This window comes from Roseomonas indoligenes (assembly GCF_017813365.1).
Lineage (GTDB): Bacteria > Pseudomonadota > Alphaproteobacteria > Acetobacterales > Acetobacteraceae > Roseomonas > Roseomonas indoligenes.
Genome location: NZ_JAGIZA010000017.1, coordinates 41540 through 64718 on the forward strand (window position 1 = coordinate 41540; position 23179 = coordinate 64718).

General features: G+C 70.3%; 21 protein-coding genes. 10 read left to right on the top strand and 11 right to left on the bottom strand.

From position 1 onward, the window contains the following. The 6 genes from J5Y10_RS21840 to J5Y10_RS21865 all read left to right on the top strand — a co-directional run bounded on the left by J5Y10_RS21840 (position 1) and on the right by J5Y10_RS21865 (position 6206). Positions 1-1203, top strand: a complete 1203-nt coding sequence (locus J5Y10_RS21840; RefSeq protein ID WP_209376241.1) for a mandelate racemase/muconate lactonizing enzyme family protein — start codon at positions 1-3, stop codon at positions 1201-1203. 88 nt (positions 1204-1291) lie between these two features. After that, positions 1292-2245, top strand: coding sequence for a 2-hydroxyacid dehydrogenase (locus J5Y10_RS21845; RefSeq protein WP_209376242.1), 954 nt, complete (start codon positions 1292-1294; stop codon positions 2243-2245). 35 nt (positions 2246-2280) lie between these two features. Next, the gene (locus tag J5Y10_RS21850) at positions 2281-3243 is read left to right on the top strand and encodes a Bug family tripartite tricarboxylate transporter substrate binding protein (protein ID WP_209376243.1); all 963 of its coding nucleotides are present in this window, start codon (positions 2281-2283) and stop codon (positions 3241-3243) included. A gap of 35 nt (positions 3244-3278) precedes the next feature. Beyond that, positions 3279-4328 carry a malate/lactate/ureidoglycolate dehydrogenase gene (locus J5Y10_RS21855; RefSeq protein WP_209376244.1) on the top strand — a complete coding sequence of 350 codons (1050 nt, stop codon included), beginning with the start codon at positions 3279-3281 and terminating at the stop codon, positions 4326-4328. A 47-nt stretch (positions 4329-4375) separates the two neighbouring features. Beyond that, positions 4376-5377, top strand: a complete 1002-nt coding sequence (locus tag J5Y10_RS21860; RefSeq protein WP_209376245.1) for a Bug family tripartite tricarboxylate transporter substrate binding protein — start codon at positions 4376-4378, stop codon at positions 5375-5377. A gap of 52 nt (positions 5378-5429) precedes the next feature. Further along, complete coding sequence (locus J5Y10_RS21865; protein WP_209376246.1) at positions 5430-6206, top strand: FadR/GntR family transcriptional regulator; 777 nt, start codon at positions 5430-5432, stop codon at positions 6204-6206. On the opposite strand, the gene J5Y10_RS21870 is transcribed toward J5Y10_RS21865, so the two are convergent. After that, entirely contained in the window at positions 6203-7357 is a 1155-nt protein-coding gene (locus J5Y10_RS21870) for a mandelate racemase/muconate lactonizing enzyme family protein (protein ID WP_209376247.1), read from the bottom strand. The two genes, J5Y10_RS21865 and J5Y10_RS21870, sit on opposite strands and share 4 nt — an antisense overlap. Positions 7358-7366: 9 nt before the next feature. Next, entirely contained in the window at positions 7367-8362 is a 996-nt protein-coding gene (locus J5Y10_RS21875) for a Bug family tripartite tricarboxylate transporter substrate binding protein (protein ID WP_209376248.1), read from the bottom strand. Between the two features lie 136 nt (positions 8363-8498). Between J5Y10_RS21875 and J5Y10_RS21880 the strand changes: the two genes are divergently transcribed. From J5Y10_RS21880 to J5Y10_RS21890, 3 genes are all read left to right on the top strand, one after another. Then, positions 8499-9671 (top strand): enolase C-terminal domain-like protein, encoded by a 1173-nt coding sequence (locus tag J5Y10_RS21880; RefSeq protein WP_209376249.1) that lies wholly within the window; start codon positions 8499-8501, stop codon positions 9669-9671. Positions 9672-9679: 8 nt separating this feature from the next. Next, positions 9680-10471, top strand: coding sequence for an enoyl-CoA hydratase-related protein (locus tag J5Y10_RS21885; protein ID WP_209376250.1), 792 nt, complete (start codon positions 9680-9682; stop codon positions 10469-10471). A gap of 190 nt (positions 10472-10661) precedes the next feature. Next, positions 10662-11744, top strand: a complete 1083-nt coding sequence (locus J5Y10_RS21890) for an Ldh family oxidoreductase (protein ID WP_209376251.1) — start codon at positions 10662-10664, stop codon at positions 11742-11744. Positions 11745-11903: 159 nt separating this feature from the next. Here the strand turns inward: J5Y10_RS21890 and J5Y10_RS21895 are convergent, their stop codons facing one another. The 9 genes from J5Y10_RS21895 to J5Y10_RS21935 all read right to left on the bottom strand — a co-directional run bounded on the left by J5Y10_RS21895 (position 11904) and on the right by J5Y10_RS21935 (position 21803). Next, entirely contained in the window at positions 11904-12866 is a 963-nt protein-coding gene (locus tag J5Y10_RS21895; RefSeq protein WP_209376252.1) for a LysR substrate-binding domain-containing protein, read from the bottom strand. A gap of 85 nt (positions 12867-12951) precedes the next feature. After that, positions 12952-14154 carry a CaiB/BaiF CoA transferase family protein gene (locus J5Y10_RS21900; RefSeq protein ID WP_209376253.1) on the bottom strand — a complete coding sequence of 401 codons (1203 nt, stop codon included), beginning with the start codon at positions 14152-14154 and terminating at the stop codon, positions 12952-12954. 10 nt (positions 14155-14164) lie between these two features. Next, the gene (locus J5Y10_RS21905; protein ID WP_209376254.1) at positions 14165-15286 is read right to left on the bottom strand and encodes a zinc-binding dehydrogenase; all 1122 of its coding nucleotides are present in this window, start codon (positions 15284-15286) and stop codon (positions 14165-14167) included. Positions 15287-15306: 20 nt separating this feature from the next. Then, entirely contained in the window at positions 15307-16587 is a 1281-nt protein-coding gene (locus J5Y10_RS21910) for a TRAP transporter large permease (RefSeq protein ID WP_209376255.1), read from the bottom strand. Then, positions 16578-17162, bottom strand: a complete 585-nt coding sequence (locus tag J5Y10_RS21915) for a TRAP transporter small permease (protein WP_209376256.1) — start codon at positions 17160-17162, stop codon at positions 16578-16580. Before J5Y10_RS21915 ends, J5Y10_RS21910 begins: the two co-directional genes overlap by 10 nt. 4 nt (positions 17163-17166) lie before the next feature. Further along, positions 17167-18174 (bottom strand): TRAP transporter substrate-binding protein, encoded by a 1008-nt coding sequence (locus tag J5Y10_RS21920; RefSeq protein ID WP_209376257.1) that lies wholly within the window; start codon positions 18172-18174, stop codon positions 17167-17169. A gap of 206 nt (positions 18175-18380) precedes the next feature. Next, positions 18381-19358 carry a Bug family tripartite tricarboxylate transporter substrate binding protein gene (locus J5Y10_RS21925; protein ID WP_209376258.1) on the bottom strand — a complete coding sequence of 326 codons (978 nt, stop codon included), beginning with the start codon at positions 19356-19358 and terminating at the stop codon, positions 18381-18383. A 60-nt stretch (positions 19359-19418) separates the two neighbouring features. Next, complete coding sequence (locus J5Y10_RS21930; RefSeq protein WP_209376259.1) at positions 19419-20288, bottom strand: HpcH/HpaI aldolase/citrate lyase family protein; 870 nt, start codon at positions 20286-20288, stop codon at positions 19419-19421. Positions 20289-20828: 540 nt separating this feature from the next. Next, positions 20829-21803, bottom strand: a complete 975-nt coding sequence (locus J5Y10_RS21935; RefSeq protein WP_209376260.1) for a Bug family tripartite tricarboxylate transporter substrate binding protein — start codon at positions 21801-21803, stop codon at positions 20829-20831. Between the two features lie 146 nt (positions 21804-21949). Here J5Y10_RS21935 and J5Y10_RS21940 point away from each other — a divergent pair, with 146 nt between their 5' ends. Beyond that, on the top strand, positions 21950-23158 hold the full coding sequence (locus J5Y10_RS21940) for an FAD-dependent monooxygenase (RefSeq protein WP_209376261.1): 1209 nt from the start codon (positions 21950-21952) through the stop codon (positions 23156-23158). The last annotated feature ends 21 nt before the right edge of the window (positions 23159-23179 follow it).

The window sequence follows — 23179 nt, forward strand, 5'->3', positions numbered from 1 at the left end:
TTGTCCAAGGTCACGCGCCTTCGCACCATCCGCATCGCCGAGCGCCCCAACCTGATCTGGGTGGAGATCGAGACCGACGAGGGGCTGACCGGCCTCGGCGAATCCTTCCGTGGCGCCCAGGCCGTGGAGGCGGTCCTGCATGAGCAGGTGGCGCCCTGGCTGATCGGCAAGGATTCCCGCCGGATCGAGCAGGTCTCCCGCCAACTGATGACCCCCTATCTCGGCTTCCACAGCGCGAGCGCGGAGGTGCGCGCCGCCAGCGCCGTTGACATCGCGCTCTGGGACCTTGCCGGCCAGCGCCACGGCATCCCCGTGCACGAGGCGATGGGCGGCGCGGTGCGGACCGAGGTGCGCGCCTACAACACCTGCGCGGGCTATGCCTACAACACCAGCGGCGGCCGCCGCGCCACCTCCGGGCAGGAGGAGGCGGCAGGTCCTTATGACGACCAGGTCGCCTTCATGAAGGATGCGGGCAAGCTGGCGGAGAGCCTGCTCTCTGAGGGCTACACGGCCATGAAGATCTGGCCGCTGGACATCTATGCCGAGGCCTCGGGCGGGCACCTGATCACGCTGGAGGACCTGAAGGCGGGGATCGAGCCCTTCCGCAAGATCCGCCGCGCCGTCGGCGACGGGATCGAGGTGATGGCGGAGCTGCACAGCATCTGGTCCAGCCATGCCGCCATCCGCATCTGCCGCGCGCTGGAGGATGTCGGCGTCTTCTGGGCGGAGGACCCCATCGCCAAGATGGACGATGCCCGCGCCCTGGCCGACCTGCGCCGCCAGACCCGCACGCCGATCTGCGGCAGCGAGACGCTCGGCGGCGCCGTGCCCTTCCGCGACCTGCTGGCGGCGGACGCGCTGGACATGGTGATGATCGACCTCGCCTGGTGCGGCGGGCTGACGGAGGGCCGAAAGATCGCGGCCCTGGCCGAGGTCTATGCCAAGCCGCTCGCCCCGCATGACTGCACCGGGCCCGTCACGCTCATGGCGGGGCTGCACCTCGCGCTGCACGCGCCCACCGCGATCTTCCAGGAGGTTGTCCGCGCAACGCTGGCCACCTGGTACCGCGATCTGGTCACCGACCTGCCGGTGCTGAGGAACGGCATGGTGCAGGCGCCGACCGCGCCGGGGCTCGGCACGAAGCTGCAGGAAGCCGTGCGGTCACGGCCCGATGCCGTGATCCGCGAGAGCGCAGCGCCGTGATCCGCGCCGGAGAGGCCTGTCATGGGTCGCCGAAGCCCTTGGCCCTCGAGGAAGGCCGGCCGGATCACGGCATAAGAGCGGTGGCCCGATGCTGATCCAACTTCTCGGGGCGCATGCCGCCCAGGCGCCCCGGCTCCGTGCCCTCCTCGGGCCCCGCCACGAGATCCTGCCGCTGGAGCGCCTGTCGGCGGAGGGACCGATCCGCGCGGATGTGCTCGTCACCAATCGCCTGACGGAGCAGGAGGCTGGCCGGCTCGATGCCCGGCTGCTTCAGGTTCCCGGAGCCGGGATGGACGGCATCGCGCTGGAGGCGCTTCCCCGGGAATGCGCTGCCTGCAACGTGTTCGAGCACGAGATCCCGATCGCGGAATACACGCTCTTCACCGTGCTCGAGCATGTGCTGGAGCTTGGTGCCCTGCCGCCCCGCCTGGACGCCAGGAGCTGGGCCGCGATCCATCCGAACCGTCCCTTCCACGGCGAGGCCCATGGCCGGACCATGACCCTGGTGGGCTTCGGCCATATCGGGAAGGAGATCGCCGTGCGGGCGCGGGCTCTGGGCATGCGGATCACCGCCGTGACCCGCCGCGGGCAGGCGGACGCGGCGGCGGATCGCAGCCTGCCCGTCGCCCGCCTCCGGGAGGCGCTGCCCGACACCGACGTGCTGGTGCTGTGCTGCCCGCTGGACGAGAGCACGCGCGGCCTGATCGGGGCGGCGGAACTGGCGGCGATGAAGCCTTCCGCCCTGCTGGTGAACGTGGCGCGGGCCGAGGTGGTGGAGGAGGAGGCGCTCTACGAGGCCTTGCGCGACCGCCGCATCGCGCGGGCCGCGCTGGATGTCTGGTACCGCTACCCGAAGCCGGGCGAGGCGGAATGCCCGCCCTCCCGCTTTCCCTTCCATGAGCTGCCGAACCTGCGGGCCACGCCACACATCTCCGGCTGGACCGAGGGCCTCATGGAGCGGCGCTACGCCTTCATGGCGGAGAACATCCAGCGCCTGGCCGAAGGGAGGCCGCTGGAGAACGTGGTGCGCCCCGCCCGATAGCGGCGGAACGACGAGAACAGGAAAGGGAGGAGGTCATGAATATCATCACGCGCCGCGCAGCGCTCTCGCTGGCAGGCCTCTCGGTCGTGCCGCCCTCCCTGGCGCAGCCGCGTCCGGCCTGGCAGCCGGCGCGCACCATCGAGGTGGTGGTGGGCTTCGCGCCGGGCGCGAACTCGGACCTGCCGGCCCGCGCCATCGCCCAGGCCGCGGCGCCGCTCTTTCCCGTGCCGTTGGTGGTCGTCAACCGCCCCGGGGCCAGCGGGGCGCCGGCCGCGCAGCACGTGGCGGGGCTGTCGCCGGATGGGCAGGCGCTGCTCATCGCGGGCGGCAGCGAATCCCTCAGCCTGCCGGCCTTTCGCGAGGTGCCCTACGACCCCCGAACCTCCTTCCGCGCCATCATCCGGCTGACGCGCCAGCCGCTGTTCATCGTCGTGCGCGGCAATGATGGCGCCTCCGGTCTCGCGCCGGTTCTGCAGGCCGCGCGGGAGAGGCCGGGCGAGACCGCTTATGCCAGCTCCGGCATCGGCTCGATCTACCACGCCCTTTTCGTGCTGCTGGAGCGGGCGAGCGGGACGGAGCTTCTGCACGCCCCCTACCAGGGCGGCGCACCGGCCCTTCAGGCGCTTCTCTCCGGCACGGTCCGGCTGACGGGCGCGGCGCCGGAGGATGTGGGCGGGCTGCTGGAGACGGGCCAGGTCCGCCTCCTCGCCGTTGCCTCTCCGGAGCGGCTGGAGCGCTTCCCGGCCGTGCCGACGCTGCGGGAGCTCGGCTTCGACGTGCAGGTGGAGGGGATGAAGGGCCTGGTGGCGCCCGCGGGCCTTCCGGACGCGGCCGCCGCCAGCCTGCACGACCGCTTCCGTGAGGCGATGGCGTCCCCGGCCTGGAAGACCTTCCTGGAGCGCACCGGCGCCACCGAGGGCTACCTGGATGGCCCCGCCTTCCAGACGGAGATGAACCGCATCACCGACCGGCTGCGCGCGGCGCTGAGGCCGGCCTGACCGTGCCGGGGAATGGAAGGGGAGGAGCGAGACACATGCTGATCGAGGTGGAACGGCTGCGCGCCGAGGTGGACCGCGTGCTGCGCGGCGCGGGCTGCCAGCCGGGGGAGGCGGCGATCGTCGCCGACCACCTGATCGAATCCAACCTGCGCGGGCATGACAGCCACGGCGTGGGCGTGCTGCCCGCCTATGTCCGCAACATCGCCGCCGGCCGCCTGAACCCGAACCGCCACGCCGAGTTCCTGCGGCGCGATCCCACCATCGCCGTGGTCGATGGCGGCATGGGATTCGGCCAGGTCATCGCGCGGGAGGCGACAGACTGGGCCATCGGCGCCGCGAAGGCGAACGGCCTCGCCCTGTTGGCGCTGCGCAATGTCCACCATGTCGGCCGCGTCGGCTCCTACGGGGAGCAGGCGGCGGCTGCCGGGCTTATCATGCTCGCCTTCGTCAACGGCATTTCCGGCGCGCCACGCGTCGCGCCCCATGGCGGGCGGGAGCCGCGCACGGGCACGAACCCGATCTGCATCGCCGTGCCGCATGGCGACACGCCCGTGGTGCTGGACTTCGCCACCAGCCGGATCGCGCTCAACAAGGTGCGCGTGGCGCGCAACGAGGGCCGGCACGTCGCGCCCGGCTCCATCATCACCCATGAGGGCGAGCCCTCCACCGACCCGGACGTGCTGTACGGGGATGGGCCGCGCGGCGCGCTGCTTCCCTTCGGCGAGCACAAGGGCTCCGGCCTCTCCCTCATCTGCGAGCTTCTGGGCGGCGCGCTCGCCGGTGGCGGTGCCGGGCAGCGGGCCGACGCGGCCGATCCCGCTATCATCAACGGCCTGACCGCCATCACGATCGATCCCGGCCACGTGGTGGACCTGCCCTGGTTCGCGCAGGAGGTCGAGGCGGTGGTCGCGCATATGAAGACCGCCGCCGCCATCGATCCGGGCAAGCCGGTGATGGTGGCGGGCGACCCCGAGCGCGCCAGCCGCCGCAAGCGCCTGCAGGAGGGCATCCCCGTGGACGCCACCACCTGGCGCGAGATCGGCAAGGCGGCGGCAAGCCTGGGGGTCGTGCTGGAAGCCGCCTAGGGATGCAGCAAGGGCCGCGCCCGATGCGGCCGGAAAGGGAGGACGCCATGGACGATCGAACGGAACCACCCCGGGGCATCACGCGGCGCGGCCTGGGAATGGCCGCCCTCGGCACCGCGCTCGCATCGCCGGCCCTGGCCCAGCGCGCCTGGCCCGCGGAACGGCCGATCGAGGTGGTGGTGCCGTTCACCCCCGGCGGCGGCAGCGACCTTATCGCGCGCGCCACGCTGCCCTTCGTGCAGAGGCTGCTGCCCGGCTCCAACTTCATCATCTCCAACCGCCCCGGCGCCTCCGGCCAGACCGGAAACGAGTTCGTCTTCAACGCCCGGCCGGACGGCTACCTTCTGACGGTCGTCACCTCCCCCACGCTCGTCACCATCCCCATCGAGCGGGCCACCCGGTACAGGGCCGGCGAGTTCAGCTTCATCGCCAACGTGGTGGACGACCCCGGCGGGATCTGGGTCCGCCCCGCCTCGCCCTATCACGGCTTGGCGGAGCTGCTGGAAGCCACGCGCAGGAAGCCGGAAGGCCTGTCCTACGGCACCACCGGCGTCGGCTCGGACGACCATCTCCTCGTCCTCGACATCGCCCAGAAGGTGCCGGGGACGCGCTTCGTGCACGTGCCCTTCAACAGCTCCGCGCCCATGCAGACCGCCCTGCTCGGCGGCCATCTCGACTTCGGCTCCTACAACATGAGCGAGGGCTACGAAGGGCTGACAGACGGCCGCTCCCGCTGCCTTGCCCAGGCCGGGGCCGCCCGCTGGCACAAGGCGTCGGGGGTGCCCACCCTGCAGGAGGCCGGGGTGGCCCTCTCCGGCGGAGGCGCCCAGCGGGGCATCTGCGGCCCGCCCGGCCTGCCCGCCGAGATCCATGGCCGGCTGGTGGAGGCCTACCGCACCGTCCTGGCGGACCCGGCCTTCCTGGCGGAGGCGGATCGGCTGGGCATGCCCATCCGGGCCATCCTGGGGGATGAGTACCGCGCCTTCACCCTGGGGCGGGAGGCGGAGTTCCGGAAGCTCTGGGCGGAGAAACCCTGGCGGGAGGGGTGATGCCGCCGGGCCGCTCTCGACGGGGTGCTCTGGCGGCCTGTAATCTCCCGCCGTGGCACAACGACGCGCGGCAGCTTCCGGCGATGGCGAGGCACCGGCCCGGCGCCGGGCTTCCGCCGGCGTGGCGCCGCAACCCGGGCTCGCGGCCGCGCCGAAGCTGACCGACCGCATGGCCGAGGCGATCCTGAGCCACATCGCCGAGCAGGGGCTGACCCCGGGCGCCCAGCTTCCGACGATCGCCGCCCTTTCCGGCACCTATGGCGTCAGTCCGACCGTGGTGCGGGAGGCGCTGGCCCGCCTGCGCTCGGAAGGGATTGTCGAGGTCCGGCAGGGATCGGGCGCCTATGTCTCCCGCAGCCTGCGCCCCTTCCGCATCGCGGCCGGGGCGGCGAGCGACCTTTCCGTGCTGCGCGTGCTGGAACTTCGCCTTGGTTTCGAGGCGGAGGCGGCGGCCCTGGCCGCTTCACGGGCAGCCCGGAAGGAGTTGCGCGGGATCCAAGAGGCATTCGAGGAGTTCGCCCAGCAGGTCCGGCGCGGCGAGCCCGCCATGGCGGCGGACCTGCAGTTCCACCGTGCCGTCACGGAGGCCGCCGGCAATCCGCTTTTCGTGGAGTTCCAGGTTTTCCTGCAGCAATACCTCACGGACAGCATCGGCGTGTCGCATGGGCGCACCCGCGAGGTCGGGCGGATGTCCGTTGTGCTGGAGGAGCACCGCCGGATCCTTGATGCCATCGCGGCCCGCGATGCCGAAGCGGCGCGGGTCGCGATGCGGGATCACCTGAAGGCCGGCATGTCGCGAATCACCTCGGCCGCCGGTGACGGTCCCTAGCGCAGGATGCGCCAGATCCCTTCGCCGCCGACATCCTTCGCGCCGTAGCGGGCGATCGCCTCGGGGTCGAAGTCGAAGCCGAGGCCGGAGCCCTTCGGCAACAGCAGGTCGCCCTTCTCCAGCACCAGCTGCGTGTCGATGAGCCGGCGGAAGTTCACCACGTGGTCATCGGGCATGAACTCGACGTAGCTGACGCTGGGGGCGCTGGCGGCGAGATGGACATGCACGTCATGCCAGGCATGGGGCGAGGTGGCGACGCCGAAGCAGGAGGCCATGGCCGTGATGCGCCGCCATTCCGTGATGCCGCCGCAAACGGTCGCATCCGTCTGCAGGATGGCGGCGGCGCGCTTTTCCAGCAGTTCCTTGAAGCGCCATCGCCCGGCCTCGATCTCGCCGGTCGCGACCGGGATCGGCGTCGCGCGGGCCAGGGCGGCGTGGTTGTCGATGTCGTCGGGAAGGAAGGGCTCCTCGATCCAGTAGGGCTCCATCGGCTCGAAGCGGCGGATGTACTGCAGGGCGGTGGGCAGGTCCGGCCAGGCGTTGTTGGCGTCCAGCATCAGCTCGATGTCCGGGCCGATGGCCTCGCGCGCCGCCTTCAGCCGCGCCGCCTCCTGCGCCGGGCTGCGGCCGCGGGCGCCGACCTTGATCTTCACCGCGCGGTGTCCGGCCTCCACGAAGGCGCGCAGCTCCTCGCCCAGTTCCCTGTCGCCCTTGCCCGGCCAGTAGTAGCCGCCGCTGCCGTAGGAGGGCACGCGGTCCAGCACGGAGGCGCCGAGATAGCGATAGAGCGGCAGGCCGGCGAGGCGGGCGTTCAGGTCCCAGATGGCGATGTCGATGGCGCTGAGCGCGCGCATCACGCCGCCGACGCGGCCGAGCAGCAGCGTCTCCTGGTACATGTCCTGCCAGATGCCTTCCACGCGGTGGGAATCCTGGCCGACCACCTTGTGCGACAGCCCATCCACCACGGCGTCAAAGAGCAGCCGCCCGGCCTTGTTCACGGCGTAGCAGTAGCCGAGCCCGGCCGTGCCATCCTCCGCCCGCACGCGGACGAGGCAGTACTCCCGCGCGGTGACCTGGCGCGTGGAGAAGTTGATGGGCTTGTCGAGCGGGACGCGGGCGACGCAGACCTCGACGGAGGCGATCTTCGGCATTCGGTTCCCCTATTCGGCGCGGATATTCGCGGCGCGGATCAGCTCGGACCACTTCCGGTCCTCATCGCGCATGAGCTGCGCGAACTCCTCGGGCGGCTTGTTGAGGACGACGGCGTCCTGCGACGTGAAGCGCTCCCGCACCGCCGGATTCGTCAGAGCGCGGGAGATGTCGGCGGCCATGCGCTGGACCATGGGTGCCGGCATATTGGCCGGGCCGATCACGCCGAACCACACATCGGCCTCGTAGCCCTGCAGGCCCTGCTCGGCCATGGTGGGCACGTCCGGCAGCATGGTGGAGCGCTGGGCGGTGGTAACGCCGATCGGGGTCAGCGTTCCCTCCCGCACCTGCTGGAGCACCTGGGTCGTGGTGAGAAGCGAGAGCGGGATGACGCCTGCCATCAGGTCCGTCATCGCCGGCGCCCCGCCGCGATAGGCCACATGGTTCAGGCGGATACCGGCGGTGCTGGTCAGCAGCTCCATCGCCAGCTGCTGGGCGGAACCGGGACCTGGCGAGGCGTAGTCGATCCCGCCGGGCTTCTCCTTCGCCAGCCGGATCAGGTCCTGCAGGTTCCGCGCGGGAAAGCGCGGGTTGCCCACGACGATGAAGGGCGACCGCGCGACGAGGGCGATCGGCGTCACGTCGCGGAGCGGGTTGTAGGGCAGGTTCGGATAGAGCGCGCGGTTGGTGACGTGGGAGGAGATGGTGAACATCAGCGTCTCGCCGTTCGGCTCGCTCTTCACCAGCGCCTCCGTCGCGATGATGCCGTTGGCGCCGCCGCGGTTCTCCACCACCACGGGGGTGGACCACATCCGCGACAGCTCGTCCGACAGGGCGCGGGCGAAGATGTCCGTCGAGCCGCCGGGCGGGAAGCCGACGAGCATCCGCACCGGCCGGCTCGCCGCGGAGGGCTGCTGGGCGAGCGCGATCCCCGGCACCAGGGCGAGAAGCGGCGCGGCGAGTGCCAGGAGGGCGCGGCGCGCCCGGCTTGTGCCTGCTTTGGCCATTCCTGTGTTCCTCCTGCCCCGCTCTTTTTCCCGGCCGGGCGGCGCCAAGCTAAAGACCCCTTCCCATCAAAGTCAAATGGTCATCATATGAATCCACCAAGCCTTGGAGGACCGCCAGCCCCATGAAGATCACCCCATGAAGATCACCGGCATCGAGTCCATCGTCGTGAACGCCCAGATGCGGAACTGGGTCTTCGTGAAGGTCCTCACCGACCAGGATGGCCTCTATGGCTGGGGCGAGGCGACGCTGAACTGGAAGACCCGCGCCGTGACCGGCGCGGTGGAGGACCTGGCGCCGCTGCTGATCGGGCGCGACCCGCGCGACATCGCCCAGGCCTGCCGCGTCATGCAGAAGCAGAGCTACTACCGCCTTGGCATCATCGGGATGACGGCGATCAGCGGGATCGAGCACGCCCTGTGGGACATCGCGGGCAAGGCGCTCGGCGTGCCGGTCTGGCGCCTGCTCGGCGGCCGCGTGCGGGACAAGGTGCGGCTCTATACCCATCTCGGCCTTGGCGACATGAGCGCGGTCTACGAGACCTTCGATGCGGGGCAGCTGACGGAGCGCGCCCAGGCGGTCCTGGAGGCCGGCTACGACGCGCTGAAGGTCGTCTTCATCCCCTATGCCGGCGCGACCGCCTCGCCCGCCGCCCTCCGCCACGTGGAGCGGCTCGGCCGCGCCCTGCGCGACGCCGTGGGCGAGGATACGGAGGTGATGGTGGACTTCCACGGCCGCCCGGCCACCGTCTCCGCCTCGCTCGGCTTCATCCGTGCGCTGGAGCCGCTGGCCCCGATGTTCTGCGAGGAGCCCATCCAGCCCGGCGACACGGAGGGGCTGGTCCAGATCGTCGCCGCGTCCCGGAGCCCGATCGCCACCGGCGAGCGCCTGGTCGGGGTGCGCGAATTTGCGGACCTGCTGCAGCGCCGGGCCGCGCATATCCTCCAGCCCGACCTGAACCACTGCGGCGGCCTGCTGGAGGCGCAGAAGATCGCCGCCTTCGCCGAGGTGGCGCAGGTCGGCATCGCCCCGCACAACCCGAACGGCCCCCTCGCCGGGATCGCCGCGCTGCATTACGCCGTGGCGACGCCGAACTTCGTGATCCAGGAGGCCATGCCCGGCTCGGTGCCCTGGTACCACGACGTGGTGCGCCAGCCCGTGCAGCGAGAGGGCGGCTTCTGGCCCGTGCCGGATCTGCCCGGCTTCGGCGTGGAGGTCGATGAGAAGGAGGCCGCGAAGCACCCCTTCCAGCAGGAGGTGCTGCACGCGCAGAACGCCCTGCTGGAGGACGGCACGGTGGTGGACTGGTGAGCGGCCGCATGACCGACGAGAGCCGCGTGACGCTGGCCGTGGACGCGCGCGGCATCGCCACGCTGACGCTGAACCGCCCGCAGATCGGCAACGCCTATGATGGCGCGCTGCTGGAACGCTTCTCCGCCCTGCTGGAGGAACTGTCGGCTCGGCCGGGTCTCCGCGCCCTCGTCATCCGCGGGGCGGGCCGGCACTTCCAGTGCGGCGCGGATATCGGCTGGATGGAGGAGGTGGCGCGCGGTCCGGCCGAGGCGGCGCGTCAGGCTTCCCTGGCCAGCGTCACCGCCTTCCGCCGCCTGAACGAGTTCCCGCTGCCCTGTGTCGCCCTGGTGCAGGGCGCGTGCTTCGGCGGCGGCTGCGGGCTTCTCTGCTGCGTCGATATTGCCCTTGCCGTCCCCGAGGCGGTGTTTGGGCTTACCGAGGTGCGGGTCGGCGTCGCCCCCACGCCGATCTCGACCCATCTCGTCCAGGCCCTCGGCCTGCGCCAGGCGCGCCGCTACGCCCTGACCGGCGAGCGCTTCGACGCCGCGACGGCGATGGGGATCGGGCTGATCCACGAGGTGGTCCCGGCCCCCGCCATCGAGGAACGGCTGGAGGCTCTTCTGTTGGAGATCCTGGCTGCGGCCCCGCAGGCCACAGCGGTCACGAAGCACTCCCTCCTGCGCGCCAACCGGCTTCTTCTGACCGACGACGAAAGCCGCGCCCTGACCGAGGAATCCTGGATCCAGCGCTCGAGCGAGGAGGGGAGGGAGGGGCTGCAAGCCTATCGGCAGAAGCGTCGCCCGTCCTGGCAGGTCTGAGCGCCCGGTCCGGGCCGATGCGCCTGCCCGGCCCGAAGCTCCCGGGCACGCATCCAGGAGAGATCGGCATCCTTCTGCGGAGACTGAAGCGCGCCCGGGTTGCGGGGGCTAGACTTGCCGCTGCCGTCCTCCGCTCGAAGCAAGGGGAGGTGCCGCCCAGGCGGCGTGCAGGCATGGGAGAGGAACGGGCATGACAGCACCGGACGAGGGCGTCCCCCTGCAGGATCCTGTGGCGCTCGCGCGCGAGGCGCGCCGGCTGCTGGAGGCGGCAGGCCTCTCGGCCGAGATGGCGGAGGACGTGGCGGCGGTGCTGCTGGAAGCGGACCTGCTGGGCCACCGGACCCACGGCCTCTCCATGCTGCCAAACTACCTGGAGCGGTTGGAGCGCGGGGCCATGGCGAAGGCCGGCGAGGTGGAGGTGACCGTCGATGCCGGCGCCACCTTCGCCTGGCGCGCCCACCGCCTGGCGGGCGCCTGGGTGATGCGCCGTGCCGTGCGGCAGGTGCTGGCGCGCGTCGCGGAGCACCCGGTCGTCACGGCCACCATCGCCGATTGCTCCCATATCGGCGCGCTGCAGGTCTATCTGCGCTCGATGACGGATGCGGGGCTCTTCGTCACCCTCGCGACGACCGATCCCGGCATCGCCTCCGTCGCGCCCTTCGGAGGGGCGGATCCTGTCCTCACCTCCAACCCTGTCGCCTATGGCATTCCGACGCTGGACGATCCGATCCTGGTGGATGCCAGCACCTCCGTCGTCTCCAACGGCGCCATCGCGGGCTATGCCGCGCGCGGGGAGCGGACGCCCGGCGCCTGGCTTGTGGACGGGCAGGGAGGGCCGAGCGACGATCCCGCCGTGCTGTCGGCGGACCCGCCGGGCACCATCGCGCTGCTGGGCGGCCAGGAATTCGGCTACAAGGGCTTCGGCTTCAGCCTCATGGTGGAGGCTCTGAGCCTCGGCATGTCCGGGCACGGGCGCAGCACCGGCGCCCCGCGGGGCGGGCAGGGCGTGTTCCTGCAGGCGATCGACCCCGCGGGCTTCGCCGGCCGTGATGCCTTCCTGCGCGAGACCACGGCCCTCTCCCGCCGCTGCCGCGAGAGCCGCCCGCGCGAGGGCGGCCCGCCCGTGCGCCTGCCCGGCCAGCGCGCCCTGGCCAATCGCGACCGCAACTTGGCCGAGGGCCTGCCCTATCCCGCCGCGACCCTCGCGGCGATCCGGGACTGGGCTTCGCGCCTTCGCGTTGAGATGGGCGAGATCCGGAAAAGCCTGGCCTGAGCGCGCGACGCGACGACCCCGGGAGGCCCCGGGGCAGCCGCGCCGGATACCGGAACGCCAGTTGCGGGAAACCGGCCGAACCGGGTGAACCGATCACCCGTTCCCTCACGCGGCAGAGCGGATGGCGTGCTCCACGCGTTTCCTGATCCCCAATTCGGGTTAGGCGCCCAGGCGCCTCGCCCTCCACTCCTCCGTCTCTGCCAGATCCGCGAGCATGGTCACGGCCAGGCGGGCAACAGCCATCGTGGCCCGCGATGAAGGCCGGCTCAGCGGCGTCGCCAGGGATACTGTCCGCTGGAAGCCCGGCTCGACGATCCGGAAGGTATGGAGCTCCGGCAGGCCGGCACCGTTCGGTGGCGCCGCGAAGTGACGGGCGGCGAGCGAGCAGATGGTCGAGCCATGGCCCCGTCGCACCAGCTCGAAGATCTGCGGCGAGGCGTCGATCTCGATCGCGATGTCGAGCGGGACGCCATGGTGGCGCGCCGTGGATTCGACCAGGCTTCGAAGCCCATGCTCCGGACCTGGCATGACCAGCCGCAGGTGACGCAGCGCCGCCATTGGCATCTCGCCGCGCCCGTTCAGGAAGGGGTAGAGCAGCGACGGGTCGTAGGTCCCGAGATAGAGATCCTCCTCAAGGATCGGCTGCACGGAGGCACCGCTATCCTCCGGCGCGCTGTTCCCGAACAGAAGGGTTGCATCGAGCGTTCCCTCGTGCAGCCAGCGCGTCAGATAGCCCGACATGCTCTCCACAATCCGGAGCCGGACGGCCGGCAGCTCGCGAAGGCATGTTTCGATCAGCCGAACGCTGAGGATGCCGACCAGCGAGCCGGGGATGCCCAGCCGCACCACGCCGGAGGGCGGCTTGTCCTGCCCGAGGATGCTGGCCTTGGCATCCTCGGCCTGCTTCAGGATGGCATAGGAATGCACCAGGAACTCGCGGGCCTGATCGGTCAGCGTCAGCCCGCGGGCCCAGCGCACGAACAGGGTGGTCCCGAGTTCATCCTCGAGACTTTTCAGCCGCGCGCTGAGCGCGGGCGGGCTGCTGTTGAGGGTCTTCGCCGCCGCCATCAGGGAGCCGGCTTCGGCGATGGCGACGAAGGCACGGAGATCCCGAAGGTCCATGGTCCTGCCGAGGTGAAGGGACGCCTTTGTCCCTCCATCCCGTCATTCCCTCAAGCCTTGTGGTCCCGGCCGCCAAACGACCCGTCTAATCCTCTCCGGGCGCGAGGCGAGCGCTCTCCATGCCCAGCTCGCGGCGCAACTCCTCGGTGTGCTCGCCCACGGCCGGGGCCGCGCGGCGCAGGGGGGAGGGTGTGGCGGAGAAACGCGGGATGACGTTGTGCATGGGGATCGCGCCCATGTCCCGATCGGCCACCTCGATGATGGCCTCGCGCCCCTGCACATAGGGGTGGTCGAGCAACTCGGCGACCGAATGGACCGGCCCCACCGTCACGCCCGCCGCATCGAACAGCGCCAGGTTCTCCGCCTGGCCACGCGCTGCGACGAAGGCGCCGATGATGGCATCCAGCTCGTCGCGGTTCGCGACCCGCGCCGCATTGTCCAGGAAGCGCGGATCGGTCTTCAGTTCCGGCCGCCCGATCGTGTCGAAGATGCGCTCCGCCATGGACTGCATGGAGCCGGAGAGGGCGACATAGGCGCCGTCGGCACAGGCATAGACGTTGCGCGGCGCCGTATGGGAGGACTGGTTGCCCGACCGCATGGTCGGCTTGCCGGTCAGCCGCACATGCGCCGCCTCGGCCCCGACCATCGCGTGGATCGGCTCGAAAAGCGAGAGGTCGATCACCTGCCCCGGGGCCGTGCCCTGCTCCACGGCGCGAAGTGCCGCCAGGATGGCGGAGGCGCCATAGAGGCCGGCGACCATATCGGCCATGGCCAGCGGCGGAAGGGTCGGCGGCTTGTCCGGGTGGCCGTTCATGAAGGCCCAGCCGGACATGGCCTCCACCAGCGTCCCGAAGCCCGGCCGCAGCCGCCAGGGACCGGTCTGCCCCCAACCGGAGATGCGGAGGATGATCAGGCCGGGGTTCCGCCCGTGCAGAACCTCCGGCCCCAGTCCCCAGCGCTCCATCGTGCCCGGCAGGAAGTTCTCGACAAGGACCTGGCTGCTGTCGATCAGGCGAAGCAGCAGCTCGCGTCCCTCGGCCTCATGGATGTCCAGCGCCACGCTGCGCTTGTTCCGGGAATAGACCTTCCAGAAGACCTCGATGCCCTCGACGCGCCAGCTCCGCAGGTCGTCGCCCTTGCCGGGACGCTCGATCTTGATGACGTCGCCGCCATAGTCGGCGAGCACGTGCGTCGTCATGTTGCCCGCCACGAGGCGCGACATGTCGAGGATACGCACCCCGTTGAGCGGCCCCCGGCCGTCCGGCGCGAACTGCACCACTCCTGCCATGCGCCTCGCCTCAGCCCATCACGATCAAGGGCTTGATCTCCTCAAGCCGGTGCATGCGTTCCAGGGCCGTGTTGACCTCGTCCAGTGTGTAGCGGCCGGTGATCATTCGCTCGAAGGGGATGCGGTCGACATGCGCCGAGGCGAATTGCAGCGCCTTCCAGTAGGATTTCGCATCGCCCGAGAAGGAGCCGGTGATGCGGATGTTCTTCTTGACGATGGTGGAAGGACTGAAGGTGGTCGTCCCGGCCCCCAGCTGCCCGACGGTGACATAGCGCCCGCCCTTCCTGACGAGATCGATTCCCTCGCCGAAGGCATCGGGATGGCCGGTGAACTCCATCACCACGTCCGGCCCGCGCCCGTCCGTCAGCGCCCGGATCTCGGCCGCGCGCTCCGCGTGGGTGCTGCCCTGGATACTGAAGGTATGGGTGGCACCGAACTCCCTCGCCAAGGCCAGCCGGTCGTCGGGCGCGCCGATCACGCTGACGCTGCGTGCCCCCGCCACGCGGGCCACCGCGGCCGCCAGGATACCCAACGGCCCGGCGCCCTGGATGGCGACATGCTCCGAGGGATCGATGCCGCCCAGGTTGTCGAAGGCGTTCATCACCGAGCGGAAGGCGCAGCTGCACAGGCTGGCGACGGCGTCGCTCAGGTTGTCGGGAACGCGGATGCGGCCGGATTCCGGCAGCACATAGCCGTACTCCGAGAACCCGCCGAGCAGGTAGGGCGGCTTCTCGATGTTCTCGTACATATAGGCGCGGCGGTTCTCGCAAAGCGTCGGCTGCCGCGCCACGGTGCACCAGTAGCAGCTGCCGCAGGCCGTGTGCGTCCACAGGATGCGGTCGCCGATCGAGAGCGGCTGGCCCACGCTGTCGCGGTCTGCCCCGCTGCCGATGGCGACGATCCGGCCGACCATCTCATGCCCGAGGATGACCGGCAGATCGACGGCCAGCGAGAGATTGCCGCGGGAGAGGTGCACGTCCGTGCCGCAGATGGAGCAGGCGGTGGTGCGCACGATCAGCGCACCAGGTTCCGGCCCGCGGGGGACCGGCACGCATTCGATCTTCACCGGCCTCCCCATCTGCCGGACCACGGCCGCGCGGGAGAACTCGGGAAGGGTGGTGTCGCCGTTCATGGTGAATGTGTCCAGGCAGGTCAGAGATGACGGAACCAGAGAGTAGCGAAGGGCACGAAGGTGATGATGGCCTGTCCGATCAGCGCCGCGGCGAAGAACCAGCCGAGATAGGGCAGCATGTCGCCCAGCCGCACCTTCGCGGCCCGCGCGGCAACGTAGAGATTCGCCGCCATGGGCGGGGTGAGCAGCCCGATCTCGAGATTGGTGGCGATGATGATGCCGAAATGCACGGGGTCGATGCCGAAGCGCTCGGCCGCCGGCGCCAGCAGCGGGCCCATCAGCAGGATGGAGGCATTCGTCTCCATGAAGGTGCCCACCAGCAGCAGCACGACATTCACCGTAAGCAGGAAGGCGATGGGGCTCTCGATATAGGTCGCCAGCCACACCGCGATGTCCTGCGGCACTTGGTTCAGCACCATGGCGCGGTTGAAGACGCCGGTCATGGCGATGATGATGAGGATGCTGGATCCGGTGACCGCCGCAGCGCGGAAGGAGCGCGCGAAGCCAGGCCCGTCGATCAGCCGCCGGGCCAGCGAGACGGCGATGGCATAGATGCAGCCGACCGCGGCGGCCTCGGTCGGCGTCATGATACCGCCGTAGATGCCGCCGAGGATCACGACGGGCAGGAGAACCGCCGAGAGCGAGTTCAGCAGGACGCGGGAAGGCGCCTGGCGCTCCAGCGGCCCCCCGTCCTGAACCCTCGCCTCCTGCCCGTTCTTCAGCAGCCGGCGCGACAGGACGGCGTGGACGACCAGGAACAGCACGGCCATGAGCAGCGCCGGCAGCATGGTCGCGGTGAAGAGCTGCGAGATGGAGACGCCGACGGTCGCGCCGTAGAGAATGAGCGGTATGGAGGGCGGCACCAGCACGCCGAGCAACCCGGCAGAGGAGGTGAGCGAGGCCGTATAGGCGGGCGGGTAGCCGCGCCTGGCCATCTCCGGGCTGACGATCCCGCCCACCGCGGCCACCGTCGCCACGGAGGAGCCGGTGATCGCGCCCATCATGGCGGATGCGGCGACGGTGATGTAGCCGAAGGCCGCCCGGATGCGCCGCAGCGCCAGATCCGCCAGCGCGATGAGCTCGGCGGCCATGCCGCTGCAGTTCATCAGCTCCCCAGTCAGCATGAAGAGCGGGATTGCCACCAGCGGGTAGCTGGAGATCTCCTCATAGGGGATGTTGCTGAGCCCGGAGACGGAGACGCCGAAGCTGTCCATCTGCAGGAAGACGACGAGCCCGAAGGTGACGGCGAGCGGCGCCCCGAGGACGAGGAACAGGGCCATCAGCCCGAAGGTCAGCGCCACGGGTCGAGCCCTCCGAGAGGCCGCCCGGCCAGGGCCCGCCAGATGTCCATGCCGGCATGGAAGGCCAGGAGCACGGCGCCGAGGAGCATGAAGCCGGCGGGGACGGCGACCGGCGTGCCGAAGTCGATCAGCTTCTCACCGGAGCTGCGCGCGTAGTCGAACAGGTCCCAGGCCAATGCGATGAAGATCAGGCCGAAGGCGAGCGTCAGCAGCGCGGCAATGGCCTCCAGCCCGCGCCGCAGGGGCCCGGGCTGCAACATCTCGACGATATCGGCTGTCAGGTGGCGGCGGAGATGGCTGCAGAGGGCTCCACCCACGAAGGTGAGCGGCGCCATGGCCACCATGGCCCATTCCCCCGTGTCGCTGAAGGGAAGATTGAAGCTGCGGATGACGACGGACAGGCCGACCGCAGCGATGGCGACCGCCATGGCCGCGATCACCACCACCACCTCCACGCGGGCCAGCGCACGCTCACCGAGCATCACGCGATCGAGCAGGGATAGGCGGCCCGGCGAAACATCGGTGTCGGGCTGCAGGCCGGTGCCGATCACGGGCGACACCTCGTCCACCGCCACCGCCTCACTCCGCCTTGGCCGCCGCGGCCATTTCCCGCCGCAGCTCGGCCAGGCGGTCCGCGCCATAGACGGATTCCAGCTTCTGCCAGCCGACCTGCCCGATGCGCGCGAACTCGGCCATCGCCTCCCGGCCGGGCACAACGATGTTGACGCCGCCGGCGCGGAGCTTCTGCAGGAACTCCTCATTCGCCGCGCGGTTCAGCGCATTGCCCTGCCGCGCCGCATCCAGCGCCGCCTGCCGCACGATCGCGCGCTTGTCCTCGGCCAGGCTGTTCCAGAACCGGGAACTGACGGTGACGGAGCCCATGGCATAGACATGGTTGGTCAGCGTCATGTAGCGCTGCGCCTCGAAGAGGCGGGAATTGTAGGTGATGCTCGCGCCGTTATCCTGGCCATCCACCGTGCCCTGCTGCAGCGCGACGAAAAGATTGGGCATCGGCATCGTCACGGCCTGGGCGCCGGCGGCCTCGAAGAAGCTGCGGATGGCGGCGGAGCCGGGCACGCGGATCTTCAGCCCGCGCAGGTCAGCCGCGGTGTTGACCGGTTGGCGCGAATTGGTGACTGCACGGAAATCCAACTCGAAATAGGCCAGGGCGACCATGTTGTGCCGGGCCAGCGTGCCGGTCAGCGTGCGCTGGAGGATTCCCTCGAGGTTGTAGAAGATCCGGTCGACCTGCTGTGGCGTCGTCGCGATATAGGGCAGGTAGTGGATGTCGAGCAGCGGATCGAGCCCCGAGAGCGACCCGATGTTCAGGAAGGCGAAGTCGAGCCCGCCGCGGCTGAGGTCCCGGCCCAGCGCCTCGTCGCCGCCAAGCTGGCTGTTCGGGAAGACGGTGATGTCGATCTCGCCGTTGGTGCGCTCCTTCACCAGCCGTGCAAAGATCTGGCTGGCCTCATCCGCCGCATTGCCCTGTGCGAAGACGTGGCCCAACCGCGCCCGGGCCGCCGAGGCGGTTTCCAGGGGAATGGCGCAGGCCATGATCGCCAGGACAGCAAGGACCAACTTCCTCATGACGCCCTCCGTGTTCTGCTTTTTTCGTTGAGGCATTCCGGCTCTCTGGCCGGGATTCCCGTGCAGCTTTGACCCCTGCATGGCATTGGTGAAGGTGGGAACTCGTGAAGCAGCCTTCCGAAAAGCGGAAGGGAGGCCTGGCACCCGGGCCGGAGGCCCGAGCCATGCACGGACGCCCCGACAAGGCGCCCGGCCGGTCTGGCCTTCTAATCCGGCTTGATGCCGGCCACCTGCACCAGCTCGCCCATCCGGGCACGGTGCTGGGTCAGCCAGGCCGTGAACTCTGCCCGGCCGCTGCCAATGGTCTGCGCCCCCAGCTGATCCAGCCGCTGCCGGACTTCCGGCACCGCGAGTGCGGTCCGGGCCGCCTCGCCGACCTGGTCGAGCACAGCATCCGGCGTGCCTGCCGGAGCATAGAGCCCGGCCCATTCGTTGATGTCGAAGCCGGGATAGGTCTCGGCAATGGCTGGGATCTCGGGAAGCGGCGCGATCCGGGCCAGGCTCGAGACCGCCAGGGGACGAAGCTTTCCGTCCTGCACCAGTGCCAGCACGGCCGAGACGGAGGCGAAGGTGAAGCTGATCTGGTTGGCCAGCAGGTCCTGCACCGCCGGCCCGCCACCGCGATAGGCGACCTGCGTGACCTCCACCCCCGCATGCCAGGCCAGGGAAGCGCAGGCGAGATGTCCCGCCGAACCGTTTCCCGGCGTGCCGTAGGAGAGCGTGCCCGGCTGCTTCTTCGCCAGGGCCACCAGCTCCGCCACCGTGTTCACGGGCAGGGAGGGATGCACGGCCAGGATCTGCGGCGAGACGGTCAGCTGCGTGATCGGGGCAAAGTCCCTCGTATAGTCGAAGGGCAGGTTGCGATAGAGCGCGTGGTTCGACCCGTGGGCCGCGGCGTCCACCAGCAGGTTGTAGCCGTCCTTCGGCGCGCGCGCGATCTCGGCGGCGCCGATCGTCCCCGTGGCGCCGGGCCGGTTCTCCACCACCACGGGCTGGCCGAGCGACTGCGTCATCGGTGTCGCGATCAGCCTTGCCGAGGCATCCGTGCTGCCGCCCGGCGCATAGGGCAGGACGATGCGGATAGGCCGTTGCGGCCACCTGCCCTGTGCCCAAGCGGCGGGAACGGTGGGGGCGAGCACGGCCAGACCTGAGAGCAGGCTGCGGCGCCGGAATGCCAGGTTCATCGTTTCCTCCTTCGCTTTTTGTGCGGGGCGCCGTCTGTGCGGCTTTTCCCGGTGGGGCGGCTATCCTGCCAGGGTCAGGATTTCCTCGGCCCGGCGGACGACCGGTGCGTCGACCATCTTTCCGTCGATGGGGAAGGCGCCGCGTCCCTCCGCGCGGGCCGCAGCATCGGCCGTCACCACGCGATGCGCCCAGTCCAGCTCCTCCGCCGTTGGGGTGAAGGCCTCGTTCAACGGCCCGACCTGGGAGGGATGCACGATCAAGGCGCCGCGAAAGCCCAGGCGGCGCGCGCGCTGCGCCATCTCGGCGAAGGCGGGGATGTCCGAATAGGCGCCGATGCTTCCGACGAAGCCGAGCGGCAGGATTCCGGCCGCGCGCGCCGCGCAGAGCACAGCATAGTTCGGCGTCAGCAGCGTATCCGGATCCGGCACGCCGCCCATGGCCGCCGAGTAGTCCTCAGGTCCCAGCGTCATTGCCGCGATGCGCGGATGCGCCCCGGCGATGGCCGGCAGCCCGAACAGGGCTCCTGGCGTTTCGATCTGCAGGATGAAGCGGATGCCGCCGACCGGCAGGCCGCGTTCCCGCTCGAGTTCCGTCACCGTATCGGCCACGTCGCGCACGAAACCCGCATCTTCCACCTTCGGCAACACCAGCGCCGTCAGTCCCGGCAACACCGCCGCTTCAAGATCCGGCCCGACATGCCGGAGGTGGTGATTCACGCGCACCATGGCGGCCGTGCCATTGCGGGTGATGCTGGCGATGGAGTCCCGGAGCATTGCGCGCCCTTCCGGCTTCCTCTCCGCGGGCAGTGCATCCTCCAGGTCCAGGATGACGCCGTCCGCGCCGCGCTCATGCGCACGGGCGATGAAGCGCTCGGCATTCGCGGGCACGAAGAGGAGCGAGCGCCAGCGCGGCGGGGTGGTTGCGGTCATGCGTCATGCCTCCTTGCGGTGGTTTTGCCTGCCCCGGCAAGTGCCGTCCCGGCAGGGAGGGTTGGGATGCCGGTCCTGGGTGGCGTCGCGGTGGTACCGGCGCCCATGGCGCGCAGTGTATCGCCTTCCGGTCAGCGCGCGAGGCTTGCTGGCGGCTGGGGATCGCCGCAGCACCTGCGGCAGTCAGTGCGCAACGGCGAATCCGGCGGGTCGGCCCTGGAGATGAGACGGGTGCAGAGGGCGACATGCGCGTGTGCAGTGACCACAACGTTTCCGTAAAGGCCTGTGCCGAGGTGGGGTTCGGCCACCTCTCCCATCCCGGCGATTCCGGACGCGAGCGCAAAGAAAAGGCGGCACCCGAGGGTGCCGCCGAGTTTAGGGAGGAAACGTCCAAGAATGGCGGGCCAGTCGGGCCCGCCGAAAGAGAGCATACGCCCGGGTTCCCCATCCGCAAGTAAAATGGTGCAACGCAGCATCACGGTGTTCGTACCCGGTCAGGCGGTGTCCGTCAGTGTGGAGACGCCTCCCGGACCGCTGCAGCTATTCCGCCGAGATTTTCGCGGCGGTGATGATGCCCTTGTAGATCGCGGACTCCCGGGCAATCCGCCCGGCCATGTCGGCGGCACCGCCGCCGATCCCGCTGATCCCGATCCGCTCCATCAGCGCGACAACCTCGGGCAGGCGCAGCGCCTCATTGATCCCCTGGTTGAGGCTCTCGACGATGGGGGCGGGCGTTCCGGCGGGGGCGGCGAAGCCCGTCCAGGAGGTCAGGGTCAGGTCGCGATGGCCCAGCTCCGCGGCCGTCGGCACGGTGGGCAGCAGCGGGGAGCGGGCAGGGCCCGTGCTCATCAGGGCCACGGCCCTGCCGCTCTCCACGTGCGGCACCACATTGGCCACCGCCTCGAAGAACAGGTCCACCTGGCCGCCGATGAGGTCGTTCATGGCCGGCGCGCCGCCGCGATAAGGCACATGGGTCAGTTCCGTGCCGGTCACGCGGGCGAAGACCTCGCCCAGCAGATGCGGCAGGCTGCCGCTGCCGGCGGAGGCGTAGGTGATACGCCCTGGGCTGCGCTTCGCCGCCGCGACCACATCCGCGACCGAGGCGTAGCCGCTGCGGGCATGGGTGGTCAGCACCATAGGCCCTTCGGATGCCACTGCCACAGGCGCGAAGGAGGCGGCAGGATCGTAGCCCGCGTTCCCATAGACGAAGGGCGCGATCACGAAGGTGCTGGTGGTGCCGAACAGCAGCGTGTGCCCGTCGGCCGCGGCGCGCGCCACGTATTGCGCGCCGATGGTGCTGCCAGCGCCGGTGCGGTTCTCCAGCACGAAGGGTTGGCCCAGCTTGCGCTGCAGGTGCAGCGCAACCGCCCGCCCCAGCGGGTCGGACTGCCCGCCGGCCGCGAAGGGGCTGATGATCGTCACCGGCCGGTCCGGATAGGCGGCCGCCTGGGCGCCACGGGCCAGTACGAGGGCCGCCATGCCCGCGCCAAGCCCGCGCCGGGTGATCGTGACCATGCTTCCTCCTCCGCGCTCACCGCAGTTCTTGGCGGGGATCTTCCGCATATGCGGCGTCGTGACAAGCTGGATTCAGCATTGACGAAAAGGATTCGCATTTTATGAATGACGGCAGGGCTGGCGAAGCGGGCCTGCAGGAGGGATCGATGACGGCAAATGGGCGGAGGTTGCGGATCCTGATCGCGGGCGGCGGCATCGGGGGGCTCACCGCTGCCCTGGCCCTGCTCCAGCGCGGCTTCGAGGTGCAGGTCTTCGAGCAGGCTTCGGAACTGCGTGAGGTGGGGGCGGGCGTTCAGATCAGCGCCAACGGGTCCCGCGCCCTCCACGCGCTCGGCATCGGAGAGGCCGTGGAGCGGGAGGCCTGCGAGGCCAGCGGCAAGGAGATCCGCCTCTGGAGTTCCGGCCAGACCTGGAAGCTCTTCGACCTCGGGGCGGAGTCCGTCGCCCGCTACGGCCACCCCTACTACACCGTCTATCGTCCGGACCTGCACGGCGCCTTGGCGGAGGCGGTGCGGCGGGCGGCGCCGGACACTATCCGTCTCGGTGCCCGTGTCGCCAGCTTCGCGCAGGACGGGGAGGGCGTGACGCTCGACCTGGCCGATGGGAGCAAGGTGCGGGGTGACGCGCTGATCGGTGCGGACGGCATCCATTCGCGCATCCGGCACGGCCTGTTCGGCGAGGACCGGGCCCGCTTCTCCGGCATGCTGGCCTGGCGCGGCGTGATCCCGATGGACGCGTTGCCCCCCCACATGCGCCGCACCGTTGCCACCAACTGGATCGGGCCGGGGCGGCACGTGGTTCATTACCCTCTGCACCACGGGGAACTGATGAACTTCGTCGGCATCGTCGAGCGGAGCGACTGGCAGGTGGAATCCTGGACCGAGCGCGGCACGACGGAGGAGCTGGCGGCGGACTTCGCGGGCTGGCACGAGGACGTGCACGCCATGATCCGCGCGATCGAGGTGCCGTACAAATGGGCCCTGATGCTGCGCCCACCGCTGGAGCGCTGGACGGAGGGGCGCGTCACCCTGCTCGGCGATGCCTGCCATCCCACCCTGCCGATGATGGCCCAGGGCGCCGTGCAGGCGATCGAGGACGGCTTCGTGCTCGGCCGGGCGCTGGAGGCGGGCTCGGAGAACATCCCCGCCGCCCTGCTGCGCTACGAGGAGGCACGGCGCGAGCGGACCAACCGCATGGTGGTGGCCTCCGCCGAGAATGCCGCACGCTTCCACAACCCGGCCCTGGCCGAGGCCGCCGGCGCCCAGGCCTATGTGGACCGCGAATGGGCGGAGGAGCGGGTGCGTGAGCGGTATGACTGGCTCTTCCGTTACCGCGTGGACGAGGTCGCCGTCTGAGCCGGTCCGCAAGCGCAAGCG